Here is an 8,416-nt window from a genome sequence, read left to right on the forward strand (position 1 = left end):
TCGGCTGACCTACGCCGCCGCGTGGAACAGCGCGGCCGCCTCGCCCCGCGACCCGACCCCCAGCTTGGTCAGGATCTTCGCGACATGGAACTTCACCGTCGATTCGCTGATGTGCAGTTCCTGCGCGATCACCCGGTTGCGGTGGCCGAGCGCGAGCCGCGTGAGGACCTCCAGCTCGCGCGCACCCAGTGAGCTGAGCGGATCGGTGGACGCCGGGGCGTCGGGCGTCGTCAGCGGGATGACCGCGGTGACCGTCGTCCCCCAGCCCGGCACCGCGTCCAGGTCGAGCCGTCCGCCGAGTACGTCCAGCCGGTCGGTGATCCGCGCCGGACCCAGCTTGCACATCGACAGTGCGCCGGGACCGTCGTCCCGTACGGTCGCACGCAACTCCTGCTCGGTCACCTGCCAGCCCACATGAACGCGCGTCATCGGCTCCTGTTCCAGCGCGGTCAGCAGCACCGCGCGTACGATCGCCCGCGCCGCGTGCGCCACATCGGCCGCGACCCTGCGGACGGAGTCGGGCGGGCCGAGTTCCAGGCGTACGGGGCTGTGGCGCAGCAGCGGTCGCAGCGAGTCCGCGAGCCGGGCGAACGCCTCGTCGGCCCGTTCCTCGGCGACGGCCTTGTCCCGGTCGGCCTCGGCGCGCAGTTCGATCAGCGCGGACACGGCCAGCTCGGTGGCGGTGGCCCGCGCGGCCGCGTCGTCGAGGCTGCGGCTGCGCAGGACCCCCAACAGCCCGGTCAGCGCGGCCGAGTGCGTTTCGCCCAGCTCCGCGATCACCCGGGCCCGGGTGTCGGCCGCGGCGCGTGAGCGGGCCAGGGCGCCGGGGGTCGCCTCCGACGCGAACCGTTCGAAGTGACTGGTCACCAGGGACCACAGCGCCTGCGCGACGGCGAGGGCGCTCTCGTCGACCGGCGGAGCGTCGTCGTCACGTACGAGCACGAGGAGCGCACCCCTCGCCGTCGCGTCGGTCATCACGGCGACCACGGACCGCTCGGCCCCTGCGATCCTCGCCGTGCCTTGCCAGGGCTGTCGGGGGATGCCGGCGACGAACAGCGGTTCCAGATCCGCGGCGCTGATCCGCGCGGCGAACTCCGGCTCGCCGACCGCCTTGAACGGCGAGTGCGCGCAGTGGGTGGACAGTTCGGCGGCGGCCAGGTGCGGAACCAGCTCGGCCAGGGTCGCGGACAGCCGGGGCAGGATCTCGCCCAGCGGCTGCCGGATGACGTCGTAACCGGCCGACAGGGCTGCCAGGGTGCCGGCGCCGGGCGTGAGGGCCTGGGCCGGGACGGCGGCAGGGGTGGCGGCCTGCGAAGGCAGGAAGGTCACGGACCTCACGGCCCCGGTCAGTGTCAGCTCCATTCGGCCAGCGTAACGAGCGCCGCCCCGCCCACGGCTGGTCTTTCGGCCAGGTCGGACTGTCCCAAAGACGGGCCGGAGCCGGCGCCCCGCCCGTCGAGGCTTGAGCCGTCAACCGATCCGTATCAGCGGGGAGTCAGTCATGGAAGCGATCGTTTACGAGACGTTCGGCGGCCCGGAAGTACTGCGCCACGGCCAGGCCGTGAAGCCGGAGCCCGGCGCGGGCGAAGTCCGGGTCAAGGTGGTGACGGCCGGCGTGAACCCGCTCGACTACAAGATCCGGTACGGCACGATGGAGCAGCTCTTCCCGACGACGTTCCCGGCGATACCCGGGCTGGAGTTCGCCGGGATCGTGGACGCGGTCGGCGAAGGCGTGACTCACGCGGCAGTCGGCGACGAGGTCTTCGGCTGGACGACGACCGGTGCGTACGCCGAATACGCGCTGGCCGGTCACATCGCCGCCAAGCCCGCCGCACTGACCTGGGAGCGGGCGGCGGCCCTCCCCGTGGCGGGCGAGACGGCCCAACGCGTCCTCGACCAGCTGCGGGTGAAGACCGGCGAAACCCTGCTGCTGCACGGCGCGGCGGGAGTGGTCGGCTCGGTCGCGGTGCAGCTCGCGGTGGCCGCGGGCATCACGGTCGTCGGCACGGCGTCCGAAGCCAATCACGACTATCTGCGCTCGCTCGGCGCGATCCCCGTCGTGTACGGCGACGGTCTCGGCGCGCGCGTCCGGGCCGCCGCTCCGCAGGGCGTGGACGCGGTGTTCGACACGGCGGGCCAGGGCGTGCTGCCGCTCTCGATCGAGCTGCTCGGCGGCGCGGCCGACCGCGTCGTCACCATCGCGGACCCGAACGCCGCCGACCACGGAGTCGCCTTCTCGGCGGGCGGCACGGCCCCGGAGGCCATCCGCGCGGGCCTGGCCGAGCACGCCCGTCTCGCCGCCGAGGGCCGGCTGGACGTCCGGATCGCCGAGGTCTTCCCGCTGGCGGACGCGGCGAAGGCACTGGAGCTGAGCGAGGCGGGACACGCACGGGGCAAGCTGATCATCAGGCCCTGAGGACGTGACGCGCAGAGGCACTTCCGCCGGTGGGGCCCGGCGGGGGTGCCGCAGCGTCTTCACCCATTCGGCACAGCGCGTGTCGCGGGCAGCCCCGGGCAGGCCGAGAGTGTGACCATGCGCGTCTTCCGTGTGGCGCTGTGCTGTGTGCCCGGGGCGAGTGCCCTGGGGCTCCTGCTGCTGTGCGCGGCGGGGGTCGACCCTGCGGTGTCCGGCGTACGGGCCGGCGATCAGCCTCCGCACACGTCCCTGATGCCGGCGGCCGCCGCCCCGGTACGCCGCATATCGCCGCACCTCGCCCCGTATCCGAGCATCGTGCCCCGGTCGAAGTGGCTCGCCCGGGATACGTACCGTCGCCCGCCCGCCCGCTTTGCCGACCGCATCGAGGCGGTCTTCGTCCACCACACCAACTCGCCGAACGGCTACGACTGCGCCGACGCCCCACGCATCATCAGCACCGTGTACCGCGGCCAGGCCGGTGCCAAGCACTGGGACGACATCGGCTACAACTTCCTCGTCGACCGCTGTGGCACCATCTACGAGGGCCGCGCCGGAGGCATCGACCAGCCCGTCGTCGGGGCGCACGCCCAGGGCTTCAACCGGCGCACGGTGGGCATAGCCGCCATCGGCAGGTACACCGAGGGCGTGCCGGTCCCGCAGCGCATGATCGATGCCATCGCGGCGATCGTCGCCTGGAAGCTCGGTGTGTCGGACATCGACCCGCGCTCCAGGGTGCGGCTGGAGTCTTCGAACAGCCTGAGCAAGTACCGAAAAGGGACGACTGCGCTGTTCTACGCCGTGTCGGGGCACAGCGACGGCTACCAAACGATCTGCCCGGGCGGTGCGCTGATGGCCGAACTGCCCGCGATCAGGGAGATCGCTGCCCGCCTCCAGGGCAGGTAGCCGGAAGCGAGCGATGAGTTCCGGTGCCGCGGCAGGTCCACCCTTCAGCCGCATTCGCTCGCGTGCGTCCGCTCGCGCCCAGCCAGGAGGAACCCCATGCAGAAGATCAACACGTTTCTGTGGTTCGACGACCAGGCGGAGGAGGCCGCGGAGTTCTACACATCCGTCTTCGGCAACTCCCGCGTGCTGGATGTGCAGCACTACGGGGACACAGGGCCGGGCAAGCCGGGCTCCGTCATGCTCGTGACGTTCGAACTGGAGGGCCAGAGCTTCATGGCGCTCAACGGCGGCCCCGAGTTCCCCTTCACCGAAGCCGTCTCGTTGTACGTCGACTGCGTGTCGCAGGAGGAGGTCGACGACCTCTGGGCCAAGCTCACCGCCGGCGGCGGTTCGGAAGGGTCCTGCGGGTGGCTCAAGGACAAGTACGGCCTGTCCTGGCAGATCGTTCCCCGGGCGCTGACGGAGCTGCTGCGCGACCCGGACTCCGAGAAGGCCGGCCGGGCCATGCAGGCCATGCTCGGGATGAAGAAGATCGACATTCCGGCGCTGCGGCACGCCGCAGGAGAGTGACCGGGCAACCACGCTCCGGAGGCTCCGGATTCGGCCAACCATCACGGCCGACATGATGATGTTGGCGCTTCCCAAATTCTGCTTATGATTCCCGGGTGTTCGACTCACGGCACATCAAGACATTCCATGAAGTGGTCAAGACCGGTTCGTACTCGGCGGCCGCTCGTGCTCTGGGCTACACACAGCCCGCGATCACCCAGCAGATGAAGGCTCTCGAACGGGACGTCGGCACGCCGCTGTTCACCCGCATCGGCCGCGGCATGCGCCTCACCGAGGCCGGGGAGGCGCTTTCGCGGCACGCGGCCATCATCCTCGACACGATGTCCGCGGCCCAGCAGCAGATGAGCTCCCTCACCCGCCTGCACACCGGGCGGGTGAGGGTCTGCGCCTTCCCCAGCGCCAACGCCACTCTCATACCCGAGACCATGGCCCGCCTGGCCGCCGGTCACCCCGGGGTGCGCGTGGAGCTCCTGGAGAACGAGCCGCCGGAGTCGCTGCGGCAGCTGGTGCGCGGCGAATGCGATATCACGCTCGCTTTCACCTATCCGGGCCTGCACGAGGACGTGCCGGATGTGCCGGACGAGATGGTGGAAATCCCGCTGCTGGAAGACCAGTTGACGGTCGTGCTGCCGACCGCGCACCCGCTCGCCCGGCGCCGGGCGGTGAAACTGGCGGACCTGGCGGAGGAACGCTGGATCGCGGGCTGCCGACGCTGCCGCGTCAACTTCCTGCACGAATGCGCGGAACAGGGCTTCGCGCCCGACATCGCGTTCACGACCGACGACAACCTCGTGGTGCAGAGCCTCGTCGCCGAAGGGCTCGGCGTCGCCATGATGCCGGGGCTCGTCCTCAACTTCCTGCGCCACCCGAAGGTCACCGGACGGGCTCTGGAGCCCGCATCCCGGCGGCAGGTCTCGGCGTACGTCCTGCGCGAGCATCTGCGGATTCCGGCCACCGGGCTCGTACTCGAAGAGCTCCGGGCGGTGGCCGCGAACAAGATCGGCTGCTAGACAGGGCGAATCGGCGCGAATCATAAGGAGAGTTTGGGCGGCGGCGTACAAACGCTCCTTGGACGTCCTCGATCGAGCGGCGCCAGTCTGCTCGTATGACCACTTCGACCGCATTGACGGCTGCCCGTACGACCGCTCGCCTCGACGCGCTGGTCGGCGAAATCCGTGAGGCCGTAGGTCAGGGCCTGCCGCCCGACCCGACGGCGTACCTGGTCGGCGAGCGGCTCGCGCCGCACCTCGGCGCGGACGACCTCCTCGCCCCGGAGCAGCGCGAGGGCGACCCCGAGCGCTACCGCCAGCACCTGCTGCACGCGGAGGGCGACGGCAGTTTCTCGATCGTCGCGCTCGTCTGGCGGCCGGGCCAGCGCACCAGCGTGCACGACCATGTCGCGTGGTGCGCGACCGGCGTCCACGTGGGCGAGGAGCACGAGCGGCGCTACCGGCTCGTCCCGTCCTGCGACGGCTCGGCGGCTCGCCTCGTCGCCACGCAGGACGTCGTCAACCCGCAGGGCGCCGTCTGCGGTTTCGCGCCGCCCGGCGACATCCACCGGGTCTGGAACGCGGGCACGTCCGAAGCGATATCCCTGCATGTGTACGGCGCCGACATATCCAAGCTCGGCACGAGCGTCCGCCGGGTGTACGAGCTGCCGGCCGACCGCTGATGGCGCTCCTCAGGGAACGGGTCAAGGAGTCGGGGCGGGAGACACCCGCGCCCGGCAGGTCGCCGGGACTCGCGCTCGCCGCCGCCGGCGTGGGCGTCGCCTGGGCCGTGCACCAACTCCTCCCCGGCGTCCCGATGCTGACCGCCGCCGTGGTGCTCGGCGTCGCTGCCGCGCATCTGCCGGGAATGCGTGCTCTCGTACGGGGCAGTGCGCGACCGGGACTCTCGTACGCCGGGAAACGGCTGATGCGCCTCGGCATCGTCCTGCTCGGCCTGAAACTGGGCCTGGACGACGTACTGGGCATCGGATGGGCCACCGTCGCGATGGTGCTCGGCGTGGTCACAGCCACCTTCTTCGGCACCTGGTGGCTGGGCCGCCGCATGGGGCTGCGCGGCGACCAGCCGCTGCTCATCGCCACCGGCTACTCGATCTGCGGGGCGTCCGCGATCGGCGCGGTGAGCGAGGCGACGGACAGCGACGAACGCGACACCGCGACGTCGGTGGCGCTCGTGACGCTGTGCGGGACGCTCGCCATCGCCGTACTGCCGCTGCTGCAGCAGCCGTTGGGGCTGACCGATGCGGAGTTCGGCCGCTGGGCGGGCGCGAGCGTGCACGACGTGGGGCAGGTCGTGGCCACCGCGCAGACCGCCGGGGCGGACGCGCTCGGCGAAGCGGTCCTGGTCAAGCTGATGAGGGTCGCGCTGCTTGCGCCGCTCGTCGCGGCGGTGGCCGTGTCCGTACGCCGGCGCAGGCGCACCACCGCTTCGAGCGCGGGCACGAAGCGGCCGCCGCTCGTGCCGCTCTTTGTCGTCGGCTTCCTGGCGATGGTCGCCGTGCGCAGCACGGGCCTGCTGCCCGACGGCGCCCTCGACGTGGCGCACACGGCGCAGGAACTCCTGCTCGCGACCGCCCTGTTCGGGCTCGGCAGCGCGGTGCACCTGCCGTCCCTGAGCCGAACGGGCGAGCGAAGCGAGATGGGGGTCCCCCCGGCCGGAGGCTGGGGGAGGGTGGCGGCGCTGGGGCTGTGCGCGTGGGTGGTCGTGGCCGGAGTCTCGTACGCGGGAGTGCTGCTCACGACAGCCTGACCAGTTCGTAGTCCCGCGAGATTTTGGACGCAAGGATCCAGCCACCCTCGCTTCGGAATTCCAGGGTGACTTGCCTATGCTCGGCGGGTGAACGGAACGGCGATGCACGTACCCATGACTCCGGTGCTCGGAGAACCCGCCGGGCGCATGGAACTGCCGAAGGCGGGCGAAGCTCCTGTGCTGTGGAGCGTCGACGCGGAGCGCCAGGGGCGCGTCGCCGCGCGGCTCGCCGCCGAGATCCTCGACGACACGGAGAAGGAGCGCGCGGCGTCCTTCGTACGGGACATCGACCGCCGGTGTTACACCACCGCGCACGTGGCGCTGCGCGTCATGCTCGGCTCCTGCCTGGGGATCGAGCCCGGCGCGGTGCGGCTGCACCGCGAGCCGTGCCTGTCCTGCGGCGGCCCCCACGGGAAGCCGGCCACCACCGACGGGCCGGTCCACTTCTCGCTCTCGCACAGCGGCAGTCTGGCCCTGCTCGCCTGCGCGGCAGTCCCGGTCGGGGTCGACGTCGAGGCGGTACCGCAACTGGCCGTCGTACGGGAGATATCGGGCGAACTGCATCCCGACGAGACGGCGGAGCTGGCTGCCGCGCCGGAGGCCGGGCGGCCCGCCGCCTTCGCCCGGACATGGGCGCGCAAGGAGGCGTACCTCAAAGGCCTCGGCACCGGCCTCGCCCGCAGCCCCTCGCTCGACTACCTCGGCACGGCCCGGACGGCGGTGCGTCATCCGGCGGGGTGGGTGATCAGCGACGTGGCGGCGCCGCACGGGTACGCCGCAGCTGTCGCGACAGCGGATCAGTCCGCGCCGACGGCCCCGTCGCCTTCCAGCAGTCCCGAAGCCGCCAGCAGGTAGCCGAGTTGGGCCCGGCTGCTGCTCTCCAGCCGGAGCGACACCTTGCGGATGTGCTCGGCGACGCTGCGGCGGCTCATGCCGAGGCGGCGCGCGATGGAGTCGTCGGTCTCGCCGGACACCACAGCCAGCAGGATCGTGCGCTGTACGTCGGACGTGATGCTGGGCGAGCGCAGTGGTGAGGTGTCCGGATGGACCGGGATCGACCTGGCCCAGGCGTTGTTGAAGGACTGGGCCAGGAAGCGGACCAGGGCGGGATGACGGATCTCCAGTGCGGCGCTGCCGCGCTCCTCCGACACCGGAATGAAGGCGACCTTCTGGTCGCAGATGATGAACCGCTCGAACACCTCGGCCAGCGTACGGACTTCGGCGCCCGCCGCCGTGACCTGCTCGATGTAGGACAGTGTCGCCCGGTGTGAGCGCACGGTGTGCTGATAGATCGTCCGCTGCCGTACGTCGCGCGACAGCAGGCGCAGATCGCGCTCCAGCGCTTCACTGAGCATCTGCGGTGCGCGGCCGCCGCCCGGCTGGGCCGTCAGCAGCTCGTGACGGCACCCGTCCACGGCCGCCGTCAGCGCCTTGCTGATCAGCTCACCTCCGGTGAGCAGGGTCAGCGGAGGCTGGTCTGCGCTGCGTGCGTCGGTGTACACCTCCCCAAAGGCCGACAGGGCCGCGCGTGTTGCGCGAAGGGTCTGGCGCTGCTGGGAAATGGCGTTCTCGATCGGGGCCAGTACGGCAAAGGCCGCGGCCTCCGCGGGGACGGCTATAACAAATTCGGGCGAATAAGGGTCTTCAAGTACAAGGTGAAATCTCCATAGACAGTCCGGCGCCTCGTTCCGAGGAAGCCTTCCTTCCGTGAGCGCACGCCGGTAGGTCGCGAGCGCGGTGGCGCACGGCCCTTCCAACGGCGAATTGTCG

Annotated in this window: 9 protein-coding genes; 7 read left to right on the forward strand and 2 right to left on the reverse strand. The window is 71.2% G+C overall.

Features of this window, described 5'->3' with window-relative positions; all coding sequences use genetic code 11:
• Positions 1-9: 9 nt before the first annotated feature.
• Positions 10-1,362, reverse strand: coding sequence for a LuxR C-terminal-related transcriptional regulator (locus tag J7I98_RS42270; protein ID WP_214921869.1), 1,353 nt, complete (start codon positions 1,360-1,362; stop codon positions 10-12).
• A gap of 139 nt (positions 1,363-1,501) precedes the next feature.
• Between J7I98_RS42270 and J7I98_RS18640 the strand changes: the two genes are divergently transcribed.
• The 7 genes from J7I98_RS18640 to J7I98_RS18670 all read left to right on the forward strand — a co-directional run bounded on the left by J7I98_RS18640 (position 1,502) and on the right by J7I98_RS18670 (position 7,501).
• Positions 1,502-2,416 (forward strand): NADP-dependent oxidoreductase, encoded by a 915-nt coding sequence (locus J7I98_RS18640; RefSeq protein ID WP_214921870.1) that lies wholly within the window; start codon positions 1,502-1,504, stop codon positions 2,414-2,416.
• Positions 2,417-2,533: 117 nt separating this feature from the next.
• On the forward strand, positions 2,534-3,319 hold the full coding sequence (locus J7I98_RS18645) for a peptidoglycan recognition protein (RefSeq protein ID WP_214921871.1): 786 nt from the start codon (positions 2,534-2,536) through the stop codon (positions 3,317-3,319).
• A gap of 96 nt (positions 3,320-3,415) precedes the next feature.
• Entirely contained in the window at positions 3,416-3,889 is a 474-nt protein-coding gene (locus J7I98_RS18650) for a VOC family protein (protein WP_214921872.1), read from the forward strand.
• 95 nt (positions 3,890-3,984) lie between these two features.
• Positions 3,985-4,899: a LysR family transcriptional regulator gene (locus J7I98_RS18655; RefSeq protein WP_214921873.1), complete on the forward strand. Its 915-nt coding sequence runs from the start codon at positions 3,985-3,987 to the stop codon at positions 4,897-4,899.
• 95 nt (positions 4,900-4,994) lie between these two features.
• Positions 4,995-5,561, forward strand: a complete 567-nt coding sequence (locus J7I98_RS18660; protein ID WP_214921874.1) for a cysteine dioxygenase family protein — start codon at positions 4,995-4,997, stop codon at positions 5,559-5,561.
• Positions 5,561-6,646: a YeiH family protein gene (locus tag J7I98_RS18665; RefSeq protein WP_214921875.1), complete on the forward strand. Its 1,086-nt coding sequence runs from the start codon at positions 5,561-5,563 to the stop codon at positions 6,644-6,646. The genes J7I98_RS18660 and J7I98_RS18665 overlap by 1 nt, the downstream gene beginning before the upstream one ends.
• 87 nt (positions 6,647-6,733) lie before the next feature.
• Positions 6,734-7,501 carry a 4'-phosphopantetheinyl transferase superfamily protein gene (locus tag J7I98_RS18670; protein WP_308377855.1) on the forward strand — a complete coding sequence of 256 codons (768 nt, stop codon included), beginning with the start codon at positions 6,734-6,736 and terminating at the stop codon, positions 7,499-7,501.
• Here the strand turns inward: J7I98_RS18670 and J7I98_RS18675 are convergent.
• Positions 7,444-8,148, reverse strand: coding sequence for a LuxR C-terminal-related transcriptional regulator (locus J7I98_RS18675; protein WP_308377856.1), 705 nt, complete (start codon positions 8,146-8,148; stop codon positions 7,444-7,446). The genes J7I98_RS18670 and J7I98_RS18675 overlap by 58 nt on opposite strands.
• Positions 8,149-8,416 lie beyond the last annotated feature (268 nt).

Source organism: Streptomyces sp. ISL-98, assembly GCF_018614055.1.
GTDB lineage: Bacteria > Actinomycetota > Actinomycetes > Streptomycetales > Streptomycetaceae > Streptomyces > Streptomyces spiramyceticus.

What these genes read in the sequence shown, in the direction of transcription:
- J7I98_RS42270 (WP_214921869.1), bottom strand. Translation starts at nt 1,362, where the DNA reads ATGGAGCTGACACTGACCGGGGCCGTGAGGTCCGTGACCTTCCTGCCT.
- J7I98_RS18650 (WP_214921872.1), top strand. Translation starts at nt 3,416, where the DNA reads ATGCAGAAGATCAACACGTTTCTGTGGTTCGACGACCAGGCGGAGGAG.
- J7I98_RS18665 (WP_214921875.1), top strand. Translation starts at nt 5,561, where the DNA reads ATGGCGCTCCTCAGGGAACGGGTCAAGGAGTCGGGGCGGGAGACACCC.
- J7I98_RS18660 (WP_214921874.1), top strand. Translation starts at nt 4,995, where the DNA reads ATGACCACTTCGACCGCATTGACGGCTGCCCGTACGACCGCTCGCCTC.
- J7I98_RS18640 (WP_214921870.1), top strand. Translation starts at nt 1,502, where the DNA reads ATGGAAGCGATCGTTTACGAGACGTTCGGCGGCCCGGAAGTACTGCGC.
- J7I98_RS18645 (WP_214921871.1), top strand. Translation starts at nt 2,534, where the DNA reads ATGCGCGTCTTCCGTGTGGCGCTGTGCTGTGTGCCCGGGGCGAGTGCC.